The sequence below is a fragment of the Paenibacillus cucumis (ex Kampfer et al. 2016) genome, assembly GCF_019748695.1.
Classification (GTDB): Bacteria; Bacillota; Bacilli; order Paenibacillales; family Paenibacillaceae; genus Paenibacillus; species Paenibacillus polysaccharolyticus.
In genome coordinates, this window is record NZ_JACLIC010000046.1 from 48,699 (window position 1) to 66,562 (window position 17,864).

Consider the following 17,864-nt stretch of genomic DNA (forward strand, 5'->3'; position numbering starts at 1 on the left):
TGTCCCTCCTCTCTAAACAAGTTGAGGCTCATGGGCTCAATCCATCATAAAGATGTTATTCAAACCCTTTATATGCCGAATTTCAGAGCTCGAACAACCTCACCATCGATAAGTTGCTCACTGATCCGCTGAAAACCAAGAGATTCGTATAAGGCGCCGGCAACGTGATTATCAGGCCTATGTCCAATTAGAATGCGTTTGCAGTTTAGTGTCTTTTGCATCCTTTGAATCAAAGCACGAAGCGCTTCTTTTCCATATCCTCTACCCTGATATTTACTATCAATCATCAAAGCAGGCAGCCAATAATCACCCTCGTCATGCTCTTGATCGGAGTACACTGCAAAACCTACCAAATCTAAGTCCTTGTAGATGGCTATGGGTTGAAAGTCAGTGACAAACCTTGACTCAGCCAACCAATATACCACGGGTGCAGGGAACGCTTTTTTCTGTTCTTCACTTATCTGTAATTGAGTACAAGCAAACCAATCATCCATCGAAACAGGTCTCACCTGAATAGTCATTTAAAATTCCTCCTAATGGTTTTCTTCGTTTTCTAATGCACATATTCAACTGTTTTCTCATACTGCATCGCTCCTTTCACATAGGCCTAGGTATTTAGGTTTGATTCATCTCGCTATTCATTTACACTAAAGTTCGTATGAAGCGTCCATTCTAGTCTTCGCAACCATTCCTTCTGTACATCCGGGTGGGCATTCTTGATGTGGTTCATAATCCCCGTGAATCAGAGTTTGTTCCCCATGATCAGGAGTGCTTAACACTTCATTTGCCATGCTCATGATTCCGGTGGGGATGAACTCAAGTCCATCCACAGCAACAGCGGATTTCATGATAACAGGCAACTCTGTGTCTTTATTGTCTCGTTTGACGGAGTGCACCTCTTTGGCAAGATATTTACCCAGTTGCTCATACATTCTCCTGCCTTGTTCAAGTCCATCTTGATCCAAAATCGTCTGTGCATTTACGCCCGGGACATAGTCCATCATTACAAATAGCCGTTCATCCTGTTCAAAAAAATCATACACTCGCGGAGTCACCCCAGAATGAGTTAACAGCCTCAGTGCATTTATTTCTGTCTTTGCATCTGCGTTGTTCACATCATAGATTTTGGCAACCCTCTTCATGTCAGTTCCCTCAAGTAAGAGGGTCATATTCGTATAACCGCCAGTTAATTCGAAGATTTTTACATTGGGGAATCGATTTAACAAGATGTCATGTATCATTTTAGGATTCCTTCTTTCTTATTTCCATTAAGTGCTATTCACTATTGCATGCTTAAATCTGATCTCCGATCTCAACAAGAGTAGGACTATGTTTAGTCAGTTCAGGGAACTCAAAAGATTTGTTAGCCACCATTACTTCCCGAACAGCTCCTAAACCTTCCGACTTCCAGATCGAATAAATATATTTGGAAAAGGCATATCCATTCAAGACGTACCCGCTATCTTGTAGCTGTCTGAACAATTTCGCACTTTCTTCAGACTGTTCAATATCCGCTAGAATACAAGCCAGATTGTTTAGCGCAATGTGAATATCTCTCTGTGATATTCTGCTCGAATTCACATCTTCCCAACTGCCGACAACTTCTTCTTTTTTCATTGGCTCTAAGGAAGCCCAATCGATGTGATCTATTAAATGCATCGTTTCATGCATAAGTAAATCTACTTCTTTTTCATTCCTGGAGTGATACAAATAAGCTAGACGCTCCCCAGAGACAACGACAAAGCCTGTGTAGAATCAGAAACGACCCAATGGTACTGTTCAGGGGGGAGAATCTGCTTCCCCCATTCGAAAAATGCCAAATGATTGGCATAAAGTGGCTCCGGATCTCTTAAAAGGGCATAACCATCTGAAATATTCCAGTATACCCAGCCTCGTTCATTCACAGCTAGTTCGCCGGATTGTTCATATTCTTTCAATAAGTTGATCATCCCCTGATGATCGCCTCGAGCGACTGTTTCCTGAAAAGCATGAACGATATTCTTCCTCATCTTCATCCTCCGTCCCTCATAGCCCTTACAATGGCTTCGTGCCGCAAGCAGTAATAAAATTCATCATGGCATAGGCTTCTGATGAATGATTTATAGCTTCGAAAGCTCGCTCTAACTGGGCAAATTCCTCCCGGCTAATGATACTCTTCTCAACAAAATGTACAAAACGCTGGAGATTGAATTGTTGCTTGAAACCCTCCATCCCGATGATGTCACTGTGTTGAACAACCGCATCGATGTCAACATCAATGTATCCACTCTCAGAGAGGAGCCGCGGCAAACTTCTGCCAATTAACCGATTCCCACCATGTTGGGCTACATAGCCCGCGATTTTCATTAATACGGTATATAGCGCCGGTATATCTGGATTCACTGCGCCAAAAACACCATCGTCAACATCAATAATGGCCAGCCGGCCACCAGGCTTGAGCACACGATAAATTTCTTGCGCAGCTTCGATCGGATTGTTCAGGTGAAGAAAGATCAGCCTAGCCACCACAAAATCAAATGAATTATCCGGCAGGTCCATCTGATAAATGGAAGATTCCACAAATTGCAGTCGCTCCGAAGAAACGTCCTTCAGCCGTTCTTTGGCTTGCGCTTGTAACGTACGATCTATCTCAAGCGAGGTAATCTCGCTGCCCGGTAGACTGTTCAATAATTGTTCCGTGATGTAGCCGGGTCCGCTTCCGACCTCTAAAACACGCATTCCATTTTTGAGCCCATACCACGCCAGATTACGAAATTCTTTGGACCATCCCATGCCGGCTTGCATCTTTAACCTCTCTAATTCAGCTTCGAAACTTAATACTGCGGTTTGGATATTGTAAGTTGAACGCGGGTCAGTCATATTCCTTTTCCTCCTCTTGATTAAAATGATAGAACCTGTATTTTTACACTTTTTTTCTACCTAAAAAAAGAGCGACCTTGTGATGTTTGTCTATCGTTCCGCCTGCATGATCTATTGAACGTTTGATTCTCCCCAAAAGCTCACTCCGAACATCCTCAGAAAGCTGCTGATGCTTGGAATTTGTATTTAAAAGTGCGACATATTCATCGCTCGAACAGGACTGTATCCAGTTATATTCCTTGACCTTAATGTCTGTGAACAAGCCCGAAAGCTCCGTTATTTCTTTGCGCTCCTGAATGACTTCATCAGGCGAAGGATATTGAGAATCATCCAAATGAGAGGCTAATTCGATATAATGCGCACGAATCTCTTGATGCAATGAATCATAGCCAGGAACATGAACGGTCCAAAAAAATCCAATGCATCCCTCATCCTCAAGCAATTCTGAAGCCCTGCGGTAGCCGACCTCTGGATCAATAAAATGAAAAGCTGTCCCTGACACCATCAACTTGAAAAGCTTTCCTTCATCATTCCACTCCTCAAACGAAGTGTTGATCACTTGAATGGATGGATACGATCTGAATTTATCTGCGGTAAACTGTGCCAAATTGCTACCTAATTCAATACACGTAATGTTGGTGTAGTCCTTACTCACCAAACCACCAGTGGCCTGCCCTGTTCCGCAACCAACTTCAAGAATGGAATCTTGCTTATCAAGCTTCGCATATGTAAAAATATCATCAAACATTTCGCTCGGATAGACAGGTCTGTAACGCTCATATTCACTCACTACGAGATTAAATGTTTCCTTGTTTTCCATGGTATCCGCCTCCATTTTGCTAACATTATTTTCCTCGTTTTCATTGACTAAACTTACCATATTTTATTATTGTTGAACATATCAGAATAAACCTCTCAATAATGGAATGATCCTGTTTCTAGTTCACCAATTACTATAATGGATCGGGGTGCTTCGATGAAAAGTATCTTTGAAACAAGTCATGCTGCTGAAATTACAGATCGTATTGATCGACTCCGTGAAGATTCCACACCTCTGTGGGGAACGATGCAGGTTTCTCAAATGTTAGCTCACTGTGCGGCTTTTCACGATATTCCCTTGGGTAATACGTTCCCGCCAAGAGGGTTGCTCGGAAGACTTGTTGGACGGTTTGCCAAACCGATGTTTTACAATGAAAAACCGTTACCACAAAATATGTCGACCATTCCAACGATCGTTATTGAAGATGATCGAGTGTTTGGGACGGAGAAAGAAAAGCTGAAACAACAGATTACCACTTTTCAAGTAAACGGCTCAGATCAATGCTCCCATCATCCTCATCCTTTCTTCGGAAAACTAACACCTGAGCAATGGGGAAAAGGAATCTATAAACATCTGGACCATCATCTCAAACAATTTGGAGTTTAATCCAATCTGGGCAGATTACCTGATCCAAAAAAAGCCCATGACAACATTCACGCTTAACCATACATCTCTGCATGGTTCAAGTTTCATGTTGTCATGGGCAATATCAAGTGAAGCTCTTACTTGTCACTTTCCACTATCTGTGCGCCGCCAGTGAGGGTCACAACCGATTTTCCTGGAATGTTTACGATAAAAGTCTGCTCCTCTTCCGCTTCGGGTACTCTCTCCTGACAAACCAGATCCAGTTCCGCATTGGTTACGTAAGACTGCATTGTCGTAATTCGTTCATTTAATCCCAGCTCATGGAGGTCTAATTGCACGCTTTTGTCCTGTTCACCATGATTCACAAAAACAGCAGTCACGGTCTGCTCTCCTACATGGACATAGGCAGAACCTAACAAACCGCTGTCGGCTTCCTCACCAAGCCCGGTCAAGTCGATTCGCTTCGCACCAGGCCGAATAAAACGGCTATAGTTACCGAGTACCCACAGCATCTTCGAGGTCAAAATATTTTGCTCATCGCCTGTTTCATTAAAATCCGTATAGATTAATCCATCTTTGTAGTCTACTTTGGAAACCGCTGTCCACCATTGCCATGCTGCCGCATTCGCTTCCACCAGATCAAAATGAATCGTTCTTGCCACATGAAGGGCTGGCTCGATCCCTAAATCACGTCCAGGACCATAATCCCCCAGAATGCAATATTCCGTTACCCAGTATTTGCTCTCTTCATCGTAATACTTCATGTTCGTGTGCAGCAATTGCCTCAATCTGACTAACCGATCATCCCCCGGATTACTGTAGTCAGACCAGTATGAATGAGAAGCCATTTTATTTCCTATCGCTTCTTTCACCTCAGGATCACCGATCATATCCTTTATGTATTCCCGATACTTCCCTGTTCCCAGCTTGTTAGCGCCGCTGGAATACGTTCCACTTCCCGCAAACTGACGATAGTATTCGTCGTCCAAGAGCGCCGTAATTTCCACACCGTCCGGTGCACTGATCCGTGTCTGTAAATCGGTCTGCTGTAACTGGCGATATAATTCCAGAATCACTTGCTTCAGATCATCATTATTATAACGATTTCCCTCCTGCCAAGACTGATTCCAGTCCCAAGTCGGCTCGTTGATCGGGCTAATATAGTCAAAAGCAAATCCTTTTCCCTTGAAATACGATAAAACATCAATTAGATACGACGCGAACTTTCCATTATACTCCGGTTTCAGATTCGTCGAACCCACTTCAAGATCAGGCTGGGCATGCCCATTTTTGGTCATCCATACCGGCGGACTATTTACAAAAGCGATAAGTGTCTCAACTCCCCGATCACGCGCAGCTTGAAGGAACCACTGTTGGCCCGACTGTTTACTCCAGTCATACTCGTGCTCCTCTGATATTTTGAAAGCTTCGGCTCTCCTCCAGGGGTCGGGAATTCGATTCTGATCGGTTTCTGTTGAACCTGCGCCGATGTTAAAACGCCATGCGGACAACCCGATGCCTCGCTCCCTGGAAAATAACAGATCGGCGATTTGCGCCTTATTTTCCTCGCTCCAATGCTTGCCTAGCGGTTCCATCGACCACGCATCCGACGCGCCAAAATTGTCTATACTCTGATAACATGTATTTCCATCAACCGTGACTTGTGCATCCAGCCTATCCTTTGCTTTTGGGGTATCTCTTTGCATCCCTCATCCTCCTCTTCCTGATCTATCTTTGCAGGTCTTTACACTCCAAACCGTTCATTGGCTATGGGTTAGAGACTGCCAGCGATGTAGGCAGCCTCTTATATTTTTTCGAATTCAGTGTCCTTCTCAGGTTATAAAGGAAATATTCTCCCTTTATTCCCTGCTCCGATTCCTGTTATCCTACAAGACCGGAACGTTCCACACTCTCCACGAAATGACGCTGAACGAACAGATAAATGATAATCAGCGGCAGAATCGCCATCAGCACACTCGTATTCATCATCATGGACATGAAAAACGGGTCTTGTGTATACGATGCTGCAGCCTGGCCTCCGCCCGTTAGATACGTCGCAATGGTAAAGCCCGAGGACGACATCATCGACGACATGACTTTAGGTTCATTCAAATACATATTGGTGAAGAAGGAGTCATTCCATTGCCATACGAACGAGAACAGCATGACGGTAACCATTGAAGGGATCGCGTTAGGCAAAATAATACGTCCAAACGTTTTGAAATATCCTGCACCATCCACGTAGGCAGCCTCTTCAATCTCACGCGGAATACCTCTGAAAAACTGGCGGAAAATGTAGACGTACAGACCTGTTTTCACACCCATACCGAGTGCTGCGGAGATCAGAAACGGCCAGTATGTGTTGATCAGATTAGCAGGACTGCCACGAAACAGCTCGATTAAGCCCATCACATCAAAGTTCTTAAAATTCAGATAGAGCGGAATCATGATCGTCTGTGTAGGCACCAGGATGGTAAAAATTACGGCAGCAAACAACAAACCACTGCCTCTGAACTTGATTCTTGCAAACCCATAGCCGGCTAGGACACAGGTTATCGTCTGGAGAAGCATAACCGCAGAGGATAACCATAAGGTGTTCATCAACACGCCGGGATAGTTCATTGCCGTGAAGACCAGCTTAAAGTTTTCGAGCGTAAACGTACGCGGAATCCAGATCACCGTTGGGTCATACAGATCGGACATGCTTTTAAAGGATATTGATATTTTCAATAAAATCGGATATAGAATCACAAATGAAATGCCAAAGATCAAGACAAACCGAACCAGAATCCATGCCCACTTCTTGATCGCTTCAAACCAGTAGGCCGTGGAACCCAGGCGATGCAGCCATTCCTTTTTCGCTGGCGGTTGCCCTGCTGCGGTTTCTGTCTTCATGTCAGGCCTCCTTTTCCTTGTTCTATATAAGGTAAACCAAAGATGTTTACACATTCACTCCGATGACAGAATAACCTTCCAATCGCTGTTATCCCCAGATTTCTTTGATTACCTTTAATAAAAGGTGAAAATCCGGTGATAAAGGCGAACGCTCCGCTTTTCCAGGTTTTTTCTGTCCTCTCCGTTTTTGTGTAAAAAAATTAGTTTAACTTATATAGCTAGTTTTGATAAAAGACCTTGCGGGATACCAAGGCGGTCGTTACCCACAGGATCAGTGCAATCACGGCAAAATACATCCAGGACATCGCCGCACTGAGCCCGAAGTTAAAGCTTTTGAAGGCCGTATCCACCACAAGCCGACTCGTCTGATCACTGATGAAGCTATCCACGATGGTATACACCAGATTCGTCAGAATCAACGGGCTTAGCATCGGGAACGTAATTTTCCAAAAGGCTTCATAGCCTGTAGATCCTTCGATTTTGGCTGCTTCATACAGCGATGGAGAAATCGACTGCAAACCGGCAAGGAAAATCAGAATCTGGACGCCTGATTGACTGACAATCTCGTATATCCGGCTAACCGCACCTGTCAGATATTCGACCAAAATCGGGCTCATGCCGGATTCAAGCAACATAATGGTCAGATCCAGATTTTTCATCACGGACAGTCCACCGCCCGTCATATCGTTAGCACTACGTACAACGGATTGCATCAAATCCCCGTTTTCGATACTTGCAATAATACCCGAAGCCAGAATAACCGGAAGGAAAAAGATGGCTCTCGCCAAAACCCTTCCATGAAACTTCTGATTCAGAATCACCGCAAAAAACAGGCTGAAAATAATAATTAACGGTGTATTCACGACGATATTGATCACTGATTCCGTCAGCATCCTCACATAGGATTCATGAGAGAATAAAGCCTCACGGAAATTCGCCAAACCGATAAATTCCAGCGTAAACCCTTCATTGGACACCTGCAGATTGCTCAGACTGTATCGGAACGATGAGATCAGCGGCACCATGAAAAGTAACAGGAAACCGATGAACCAAGGCAGGATGAAATACAAACCGTAATATCTGTTTTTTTGCTCTAGGGATAATTTCTTAAGTTTCATTCCGGCATGTCACCTCCTACCCAGTAGCTCTTCGCTGCCACACGTGTGCCATTCCACTCCACAGCAGCATCGTTGTAATTCACAATGACCGTTTTACCTTGTTCGTAAGTCGTTTGATAAACACCCTTACTCAGCTTCTCATGTTTAACAATCGTTTGATTCTGTACATCTTGCAACACATTCCTAAGTTCCTTGTATCGCTCTGCTGATTCCTCGATCCAGCGTCGATAATCGGCCGAATATAACGCGTCAAAACTCGTCAGTTTGATCGCAGATGGATCTGCGTAGAACCACGTGTAATATGGTGCCGATCCGGTTTCGATCGCCCGGAGCATCTGTATATGGGAATCCTGATCATCCGCCATATTCCAAGCCTGCCCTGTATATTGCACGAAGCCGTGATAGACCAGTTGGAAAAAGGGAACCGCTTCATCGGTGATGTTAAACCCGCTGTTGCTCACAGGTGCATCTACGATATGTCTGGCATAGGGGCTTGCATAACTATTGCCGCCCTCTACAAGTAGCGATGCATCCGAGCTGCGCACCTGCTCAAGCTGTTTCATCACAACCTCTTTGGCTTGTTCGCGATTGATCACGTTAGCGCGGTTGAAGTCGGAATTCAGCTGGTCGCCTAAATCTCGAAGCGACAGACCTGTAAGTCCTGTTTCCTTATAATCTTGCATAAATCCGCTCACAATGCCCGGCACCGCTTCCGGACTCAGAACATAACCCGGAGATGCTTCATCATTCCTTGTAAAGGAGGAGATATAGTACGGGAATAACTGCGCAAGTTTACCTGTAATTTGGCGAGAAGCATACGATTTTTTGAATCCCTTTGCTTCTGGGAACACCTCCAGGAAGGATACGTCCGGGTATAATCCAAAACCATTCTCTTGTGTATAGGCCTGTAGGCTTTGCAAACCTTTAGCGCCACCAAGCTTTTTATCAACATCGATCGACTTCGGCATATCATGATGCATACCTCCGTTGAACCACCCCGAGTACCGAAGCTGAATATCCTCCACACCAAGGCTTTGCATTTCTTTTAAAATATCCTGTGCCTCTTCAAACGTGGTAAGCGACTCGTAAGCATTGTACGGGATGCCGAGGAAAAACTTTTTCTTCGGAATACCGCCGATTAATTCCACGTAAAAAGGGAGTTCCGTATCATCACCTAAACGGGTGAGTTTCTTTTGCTCCGTCAGATAATCCCGATAAGTCGAGGCCATACCGGAATAGCTCGCATCATCTGCGCTCAAAAATTCATAGATAACGGACATTTCATTATGAAAAGGCTGTGCCTGAAACCGTTTGACTGTGCTGGAACGCCAGCCGTTCGTCAGGGTAACCTCTTCCATACTGCTGAGTGAGAAACTGGAATGCACCGTATTGTACTGGTTCAATCTGCCGCTGACATCCGCTTCAACAGACGCAACCGCATCACCTTTATCAATAACCGCAAGATATCCCTTGTCTCCGTAACTCATGCCAAACACCGGCATCCTCGCCTTCTGTTCCTTCTGGATCTGGGAGAGCTGATTTACAGCATGATCACTTCCATACAGAGCGGTACTATATGGGGATACTGACGTTTTTTTATTATTAAAATAAATCAGAGATCCCGATCCGTCTGGGACCAGACTGTATCCTTTATCTTTTGGACCGCTCGCTCCAAAAAACGGCAACAGGGACAAGGATTGAATTTTCATTGTATCCGGGTATTGGATACCATTTTCCGGAATGGATACACGCAGATGTCCTTGCTCCAGCCGATAGTGGACAGGCACAATGACACTTGCGCTCCCGCTTTCCTCTTCACCGTAGGCCGCTTTGTCTATTGCAATCTGTGCCTCGTCATAGCCGACAGACTCGAAAATTCGGGTTACTTTGGACAAACCTACGCCTTTCAGAGATGAATCCCGTCTTTCGTAACGTTTGTTCTGCTCATCATACTTAAAGCGCTTCTCAATCTCTTTCTGGTCTTTTTCTTCCAGTTTCCCGAGAATCAACGTGTTAAAGCGTTCCTCGCTAATATATTTAGGGATGGCTTCAATATCACTTTTGACTTCACCCAGCGTGTATACAACGTTGAAACCGTCCTCTACTTTTTCAACTTCAAACTGACCACTCTCTACACTGTGCGTAAAATTATCGTATTTGAGCGCATTGCCCGTATTATCGTAATACGTCAATTCAAATTGCACATTCAGCTGGGACTTGTTATAACCGGTCGCAATGGTATCCTGTTCACGATCCTGCGGGTTAGAAAACCACATCGCACCATTCTTCTTATCCTTGACCGCAATCTCTGTCGTTTCCGGCTTTAGATACAGGATCAGGCCATCCTTTTCCGCAACAGCTTCCATCCCCTCAGGAACAGCTACGGCTTCGTTCTTCTGTTCATTCGCAGATGGCGTCTGCGGTTCAGAGCTGGTCGCATCGGATTGCTCTTCCCCCTCACGTTCAGGATCCGCAGCCGTAGCCTCTTGTTCTGTTGAATTTTCTTGTGTTGCAGACGTCTCAGGAGACGTACTCTGATCTGCCTCTTGTGAATCACCTGATGTGGTCACCACTCGTTCCGATACGGACTCCGCATAGTTGATATTTTGAGCCAAGATCAAGCTTGCAATGAGGATGACCGCTGCAAACGCAGTACGCTTTTTTCTCATATCACGCACCTCCTTTCTTCTCCTATTCGCGCAGTGTAATCTCTTGAAAGAGGGTATAACCAAAACTGATAATTTGCTGGATCAGGCTAAAGAAAAGCAAGCCCAGGAAGATCACAACCCCCATCACCACCAGCGTAAGCAGCATCGTCATCAATGTTTTCATGACTGAATACTGATGTACCGTCTTGGTTCCGATAAAAAGCAACCACACAAACCAGATCACACCAAACGAGTCAAGCAGGTAATAAAAAGAAGATTCACGTAGCGTGATCACATTGCTTAGTAAAATATTAGGAATGTTGACCAGAATAAGCGGAAGCATCGCATATCCTGTTGCAATCAAGATGTCTTTGAACTTACCTTCCCCGTCCATCAGCGTAGTCAAGGACCAATTGGAAATACACCAGAGTAGAAAAGGGAGAACGATATATTTGAACTCGTTAATACTATTAAGCGAGAGCGGATAGTTATCATTGACAACATACCCGGCAAACTGTCGCTTCAAGATCATCGTTATCGTGACAGCCAGAAGCACTAGCAATGCAACGCGCAATCTGCCTTTATTTTCATATTTCAAATCCCAGTATCCGTCAAAAGGACGTACCGCGACATGCAGAGAGTATTTGAGTTCCTTAATTAGCGACATCTCTGACCCCCCTCTCATTCCTTGTTCTGGCGATCCGGCGCCAGACGATGACGCTGATTAGCAAGGCAATTGCTACAGTCATGTACATCCCGAAATATTCACGCATGTATTCTCTCCGATACTTCGCTAAAGCTTTGGAATAGTATTCGCGGTCATTCCCTAACTTCAGATAGGTCATGGCGTCCTTATACTTCCCTTCTCGCAGCATCGATTTGCCGATACCGATATAGGCCATCTCATAGTTCGCGTCAAGGCGCAACACCTCTTGCCATAACTTCGCGGCTTCCGTATGTTTGCCAGAGCTGTACAACCGATTGGCCTCATTAACCAGGCTTCCAAACGTTGTTGCCTTGAACTCCGTAATTCGCCCGAGATCCCGATCCAGTACGTAGATAGCGTCCCCATAGCTTTCGATGGCGACCGGATTTTTGAATGTACCGATCTGGTTGCCAAGCTGACCTATGACATAGAGCAGATTACCATCCTCGTTATACGTGAACACCCGACCTCTTGTTGAATCCAGCGCACGATAGACACCGTTACTGGACACCTGGATATCCACGAAGGAAGAACGATTAAAGGTCAAGTCTCCGACCGGTGAAAATTCACCGTTAACCCGAAGTACGTCAATACCGGAGGGATTCAATCTTTTGACCGCAGAAAGCGAGTTTTTGTCCGCTGTTGTGGTGTAGATAAAACCGCCATCATCGATGTCCGCGTTGTTGAACTCCAGTGGGATAAAACGAATCATTTTCTCCCGTTGTTCCTTGGTGGATACGGTTTTCCAGAACAGGTCGACCGGATCAAACTGCACTCGATTGGTACCCATAAATCCGGTGAAACGTCCGTCACTATCAAACTCGATCAGTCCTTCAAAGACCCCGCGACCAACCACGTAGATCCGTCCAGCTTTGTCCACGATAACCTTGCGAGGAAAGTATTCAAACGTATCACTAAGCACATCCGACTCTGGTGCACCGATGGCCCGCACAAAAGTACCATCTTGATTCAACTCTACGATTCGTCTGTTTTCGGTATCCGCAACGTAGATTTGACCTGCTTCCGTCACAAAAAGTCCCTCAGGATTGTTAAAGCTGTCCTTTTTACCGTCATGGTTAAACTCTTGAATGACCCGAACCGTTTCCCATTTCTCGTTCAAGACAACGATCCGTCCATTGCCTGAATCCAGAATATAGAGCAAGCCATCTTTCGCAGCATATAAATCCAGCGGAGACTGCCATGCTCCTGTTCCGGCCTCATCCCCTGTGATTACTCTGGAGGGAAGAAACGCAATCGGTGATTTCACTGCATCTCCCCAATAGTTGTAGGTATATCCCTCATACGGTGCCGCATGAGCCTGGTTATGTCCGAATCCGGCAATCAGCAGGGAAGCTGCCAGAACGATTAGCCATGATTTCACTCTCATCTGTAACACCCTCTCCCTTAATCCTTCATGCCGGATGAAGCCATCGTTTGAATGACATTGCTCTGCGACAATACAAACGTCACGATCGGCACCGTCATCATGATGACCGCTACTGCAGCGCCTACCCCTGCACGAGCAATTCCCCCTTGAACAATCTGTCCCATGGCGTAATGCATCGTTTTGAGCTGCTCACTGTAGATAAAACTGCCGCCATCCGTTCCCCACAGCATCTGCATCATCAGGATTAGCAGGGTTAACCAAGCCGGTTTAACGAGCGGCATAACGACCTGTATGAAAATCCGGTATTCGCTCGCACCATCCATTTTCGCCGCTTCCAGCAATGCATCCGGGATCTGCTCCATAAACTGCTTCATCAGATACAAACCCAGCGGATAAGCAAAGGCAGGGATAATAATCGCTTGATACGAGTCGAGCCACCCAAGGGTCGACATGATCATGTAATTCGGAATTGCCGTGACATGTGGCGAGAACATAAGCGACAATACGATGACTGTAAACAGCACCTTGTGTCCGCGAAATTTATGTTTCGCTAGTGGGTATGCAGCCGCCGAGGCCAGAATGATATGACCGAACGTACCCGCCGCAGTAATAAACACGGTATTAAAAATGTATCTCGAAAAAGGAACCCATGAATTTTTCATCACCTGAAACAAATCCGAGAAATTCTCGAACGTCGGATTGCGAACAAACAGGGTTGGCGGGAAAATGAACAGCTCATCCAGCGGTTTAAACGCATTATTAATGACATAGATGAGCGGAACCGCCATAAATGCGCCAAATCCGCCAAGTAGCAGGAACAGCAGGATGTCGACCTGCCAGGATCGGTTGATTTTTCGTTTCATACGCAGGGCTATCTTCATCTGCTATTCCCCCACTCTCTTCAGAAGCTTTTGTACAAGCAGATTGGAACCCAGCATCAGACCGAACAACACCGTTGCAATGGCAGACGCGTAACCCATTTCGAAGCGGATCGTTCCGTAATCCATCAAGTGAGTGACGATCGTATGCGCACCGTACTGCACACTTGGGAACCCTGCTAGCGCCGTAGCAACTTCTGCAACCGCCAAGGACGCAGTAATCTGAATGACCGCACCAAACATCAACTGAGGCCGCATCGAAGGCAGCGTAATGTACCATAACTCCTGCCAGCGATTTTGTACCCCATCGATTGCTCCTGCTTCATACAGCGTACGATCCACGGTCTGCAAACCGGCGATGAACGCCAGGAAACTGGTTCCCAAGCTGAGCCACAGCTGCACTAGCATGATGATCGCCAGCATATATTTCGGATCTTGAAGCCACAGGATCGGTTCGTAAAGAATGCCTGTTTTCATCAAGAAACCGTTCATAATGCCGTATGAATCCCCGGAGAATATAATTTGCCAAATAAAAAACACATTGCCTGAAATTGAAGGTGCAAAAAAGATCAGGGTCATAAAGGCTCTCACCTTGGGATTCAGCTCATTAATCAGCCACGCGAATACAAAACAAGCGATGTAACTGATTGGGCCGGTGACCACCGAGAAAATAATTGTATTTTTGAGACCAATCAAGAACACATCATCATTCCAGAGCAGCTTGGAATAGTTCTCCCAGCCGACCCATTGCGGAAACTCCAGCATATTGAAGTTAGTAAAGCTGAAGAAAATGGAGATGATGACGGGAAACACGGTAAAAAGTAAAAATAACAACATATACGGAGATAGTAGGACATACAGATGTTTATCCCGCTTCATATCTCTGACAAAGAGTTCCCATTTTCCCGGCATGCCGGCAGGCGTGCGCTTGGGCCGAGAACCGGTTTTGTTCACCATTTCTGTCTTTTGCAAAAGATTCCCTCCCTAGCGCATTCCGTCCAATTTAAACTCTTTTCGTTTCTGCTGAATTTCGTAGTTAATTTCCTGCACATAATCATAGATGGCATCCGTGGAATTGGTACCGTTATTCACGACCTCACGCAATGCATTGTCCAGATGGCGACCTGTAAAGTAACCTCCAGGCACTTCAGGCACGCCCTGCACCCACTCCCATTGTTCTTCCAAACTGTGATAATCGCGGATTGGCCAAGGCAATTCCTGTAATGCTTCAATGTTGGCTGTCGGATAGCGCGCCGCAGCTCCCATCAGACCTTCCATTTCCCGTCCGAATCGAACTTGTGCATCCTTACTAACCCACCATTTCATGAATTCCCATGCCGCATCCTTATGTTTGGATTGTTTCAGCATGACCGTCGCCGTGCCACCACTAGCCACATCCCGTTTGATGCTTCCGTCCTTCTGCTTGATTCCTGGAACCGGGATGAACTCCCATAATCCTTTGATCTCTGGCGCAGATACAGACAAATAGTTGTAGAAGGTGTAATCCATAATACCAACTGGCATTTCACCTGTTCTAAAGCGCATCGGGAAATCAAAGGTGAGCGGAAGTTTATAACTGGTATAAAAATTCGTCCATTCTTTGAACGCTTCCAGTCCCGTTTCCGTATCCATACCACTTCTGGCACCTTGATCTAGATAGAATGAACCACCCATTTGGTAGAGCAGCATTGCATACGCCCGGTTCACTTCGAGTACCGGTACACCTGTGGTTTGAGCAAGCGGCAGTGCCATTTCCATGTTATGCTTCTGCAGCACCGGAATCATGGCATACACATCTTCCCACGTCTGCGGCGGCTCAAGGTCAAGCTGTTCCAGAATATCTTTCCGGTAAAATAACATGTTGAATATTTGCTGTTCCGGTAGGGCAAATACTTGATCCTCAAATTGATAAGGAACCATGGCACTGTCCCTGAACTGTTTGATCAATTCGTGGTACCCCGGATACGTAGACAGATCCTCTGCCGCATGCCGCATCCCGAAGTTAACCGGCACATCATTGCCTACTTGCATCGCCACATCCGGTCCTTCTCCTGCAAGGGAGGCGCGGAGCAACACGTCGGCATTGACCAGCTTGAGATTGACACTAATACCTGTCAGCGGTGTAAACGTGTCATCAATCATCGCTTTTAATACCTGCGCCTGGTCTCGGCCTGTACCAATCCAGACGGTAACGGATTTATCTTCATCCGCTGTGCTACCGATGGTGTCGTAATCTTCGAAGAAAGAATGGAAGAAAGAGGACACCTCATGCCCTGCTTTGCGGAAAGCCGAATCATTTGCTTTTGGCAACTTCTCATCAGGGGAAGCTAAGAGCAGATAGTCAATTTCCAGCGGTTGCTCCCGAACTTCCAGAAGCCAAGAGCCGACACTTCCGACGTTGATTTTGAATTGAGACAACCGTTTCTGAACCGTTTCCGGTTTGTCGGCCAGATCAGCCAGTTGATAAGCGGTTTTATTCAAAATCGCGGTTTTATCACTCTTTTCACCTGTTAGACGAATTAATTCTTCAGAAACCGCATTCAAGATATCACTTTGCTTATGAAATACTTCCACCATATCTGGAATCTGCTTCTCTAATTGATAATCGCGATACGGGTCTGGCACATTGCCTGTGATCATCAGAATTTTCCGGTACATTGCATTGATCTCAAGCACGCTGGCTTCAACCTGACGGATCAAAGGCGCAATGGCACCTAGACTGACCTCAAGCCGCAAATCATGTTTTCCTTTGGTTAAATAAAATAAATACGGCTCTTCCTCGCTCCCAAGCACATGCATCTGCCAATCCGAATCATAGAAGAATGGAATCTGCATCATTTCTTTGAATGGCGTTTGGTTATCAATCTGTAGCGAGCGTGTGGAATAAATGCCTCTCAGCAACTCCTGTCTGCCTTTGATCGCAATTTTATATAAGCCATCCTCCGGTACATCCATTTCCCATGCAATCCATTGCCCCGGCACACGCCAGTTGTTTCCACCAATAGTGTTCATTCTGATCTTGGAAACATCATACGGTTCCGTTGATGTGCTAGATCGATCTGTAATCGGATACAATGTCGGTGACGATTTGTATGCGGCCTGTTCCCCTTGAACTTTGATCAAGTGCCCGCTTGTTTCCGCGTATCCCTTCGATTCGTACTGCTGCTCGAGCTCCGCATAGGAAGGCGGTTCTTCGTAATGATGTAGCTTGATCGAATCAATAACCATAGGTTCCCGCGTTGATACAAGCTTTATGGAGTGTTTCCCTGCTGAAAAATAAAATTGGTACGGCTCTTCATAATAGCCTTCTTTATCTCTCAGGATGGACTCCTGCCACATCGGTGCTTCAATCTGACGCGGACGCAGGTCATTGCCTCTATTGTCTTGCTCAATTTCGGATTTTTCATTGACCCAAACCCGATGAAAGCTCATGTTGCGTGCACTGTTGAAAGGGATCTCTCCATCAATCCATAACTCGCGTTCGATGGCAGAACTCTTTCCTTGAATCGGGTAATAACGCAACGTCATGCGATACATCCCGGATTCCGGAACATCCACGTCCCATTGCACGGAACCACTTTCCTCTGTTCGTATGAACTTGCCCGTTTCGCCGCCGAGCTCTGTGATCATCTCTGGTTTCATTCCTTCAGCAGCTGTATAATCTGCTCCCTGAATGACAATTTCTTTGGAAGGCCGCTTCTCGTTCTGGTGTTGCTGCAGATAATAATCATAGCTTCCCTCCGCAGCAGACTCCGATATCGGCATCACACGGCTCGGATCTGATGTTCGATTTCCGGTTTTCGAACTACCGCTTCCACCGGAACTGAATATCGCATACACCACGACGAGCATGACCATGACGACAACAACCGTCACTCGGGATAATGTGAATTTCACCCAATGCCCCTCCTTTAACTGACTCTCGTAAACGTAATCAGATGGACGGCCCGCAAATTTGCTCCCCGGCT

At 45.8% G+C, this 17,864-nt stretch carries 16 protein-coding genes; 1 reads left to right on the forward strand and 15 read right to left on the reverse strand.

The window, feature by feature from the left end; all coding sequences use genetic code 11:
- Positions 1-68: 68 nt before the first annotated feature.
- From H7T88_RS25305 to H7T88_RS25330, 6 genes are all read right to left on the reverse strand, one after another.
- Positions 69-521 (reverse strand): GNAT family N-acetyltransferase, encoded by a 453-nt coding sequence (locus H7T88_RS25305; RefSeq protein WP_154886273.1) that lies wholly within the window; start codon positions 519-521, stop codon positions 69-71.
- Between the two features lie 126 nt (positions 522-647).
- A complete protein-coding gene (locus H7T88_RS25310; protein WP_186809543.1) occupies positions 648-1,226 on the reverse strand; it encodes a phosphotransferase family protein in 579 nt (192 codons plus the stop codon).
- 67 nt (positions 1,227-1,293) lie between these two features.
- Positions 1,294-1,659, reverse strand: coding sequence for a hypothetical protein (locus H7T88_RS25315; protein WP_221791021.1), 366 nt, complete (start codon positions 1,657-1,659; stop codon positions 1,294-1,296).
- 56 nt (positions 1,660-1,715) lie between these two features.
- A complete protein-coding gene (locus H7T88_RS25320) occupies positions 1,716-2,009 on the reverse strand; it encodes a hypothetical protein (protein ID WP_221791022.1) in 294 nt (97 codons plus the stop codon).
- Between the two features lie 25 nt (positions 2,010-2,034).
- Complete coding sequence (locus tag H7T88_RS25325) at positions 2,035-2,859, reverse strand: methyltransferase domain-containing protein (RefSeq protein ID WP_154886276.1); 825 nt, start codon at positions 2,857-2,859, stop codon at positions 2,035-2,037.
- Positions 2,860-2,902: 43 nt separating this feature from the next.
- Entirely contained in the window at positions 2,903-3,679 is a 777-nt protein-coding gene (locus tag H7T88_RS25330; RefSeq protein WP_221791025.1) for a methyltransferase domain-containing protein, read from the reverse strand.
- Between the two features lie 156 nt (positions 3,680-3,835).
- Between H7T88_RS25330 and H7T88_RS25335 the strand changes: the two genes are divergently transcribed.
- Positions 3,836-4,285 (forward strand): DUF1569 domain-containing protein, encoded by a 450-nt coding sequence (locus H7T88_RS25335; protein WP_221791027.1) that lies wholly within the window; start codon positions 3,836-3,838, stop codon positions 4,283-4,285.
- 116 nt (positions 4,286-4,401) lie between these two features.
- On the opposite strand, the gene H7T88_RS25340 is transcribed toward H7T88_RS25335, so the two are convergent.
- From H7T88_RS25340 to H7T88_RS25380, 9 genes are all read right to left on the reverse strand, one after another.
- A complete protein-coding gene (locus tag H7T88_RS25340) occupies positions 4,402-5,970 on the reverse strand; it encodes a glycoside hydrolase (RefSeq protein WP_221791029.1) in 1,569 nt (522 codons plus the stop codon).
- A 175-nt stretch (positions 5,971-6,145) separates the two neighbouring features.
- On the reverse strand, positions 6,146-7,159 hold the full coding sequence (locus H7T88_RS25345) for a carbohydrate ABC transporter permease (RefSeq protein ID WP_090920923.1): 1,014 nt from the start codon (positions 7,157-7,159) through the stop codon (positions 6,146-6,148).
- 218 nt (positions 7,160-7,377) lie between these two features.
- Positions 7,378-8,277 (reverse strand): carbohydrate ABC transporter permease, encoded by a 900-nt coding sequence (locus tag H7T88_RS25350; protein ID WP_090920925.1) that lies wholly within the window; start codon positions 8,275-8,277, stop codon positions 7,378-7,380.
- A complete protein-coding gene (locus H7T88_RS25355; protein WP_221791031.1) occupies positions 8,274-10,946 on the reverse strand; it encodes a DUF5696 domain-containing protein in 2,673 nt (890 codons plus the stop codon). The genes H7T88_RS25350 and H7T88_RS25355 overlap by 4 nt, the downstream gene beginning before the upstream one ends.
- 22 nt (positions 10,947-10,968) lie before the next feature.
- Positions 10,969-11,592 carry a Yip1 family protein gene (locus tag H7T88_RS25360; RefSeq protein WP_221791033.1) on the reverse strand — a complete coding sequence of 208 codons (624 nt, stop codon included), beginning with the start codon at positions 11,590-11,592 and terminating at the stop codon, positions 10,969-10,971.
- Positions 11,579-13,018 (reverse strand): gluconolactonase, encoded by a 1,440-nt coding sequence (locus H7T88_RS25365; RefSeq protein ID WP_221791035.1) that lies wholly within the window; start codon positions 13,016-13,018, stop codon positions 11,579-11,581. The genes H7T88_RS25360 and H7T88_RS25365 overlap by 14 nt, the downstream gene beginning before the upstream one ends.
- A 17-nt stretch (positions 13,019-13,035) precedes the next feature.
- Positions 13,036-13,899 carry a carbohydrate ABC transporter permease gene (locus H7T88_RS25370; protein WP_090920933.1) on the reverse strand — a complete coding sequence of 288 codons (864 nt, stop codon included), beginning with the start codon at positions 13,897-13,899 and terminating at the stop codon, positions 13,036-13,038.
- Positions 13,900-13,902: 3 nt separating this feature from the next.
- Positions 13,903-14,808 (reverse strand): carbohydrate ABC transporter permease, encoded by a 906-nt coding sequence (locus H7T88_RS25375; protein WP_240037208.1) that lies wholly within the window; start codon positions 14,806-14,808, stop codon positions 13,903-13,905.
- 72 nt (positions 14,809-14,880) lie between these two features.
- Positions 14,881-17,754, reverse strand: a complete 2,874-nt coding sequence (locus H7T88_RS25380; protein ID WP_221791132.1) for an extracellular solute-binding protein — start codon at positions 17,752-17,754, stop codon at positions 14,881-14,883.
- Positions 17,755-17,864: the final 110 nt, after the last annotated feature.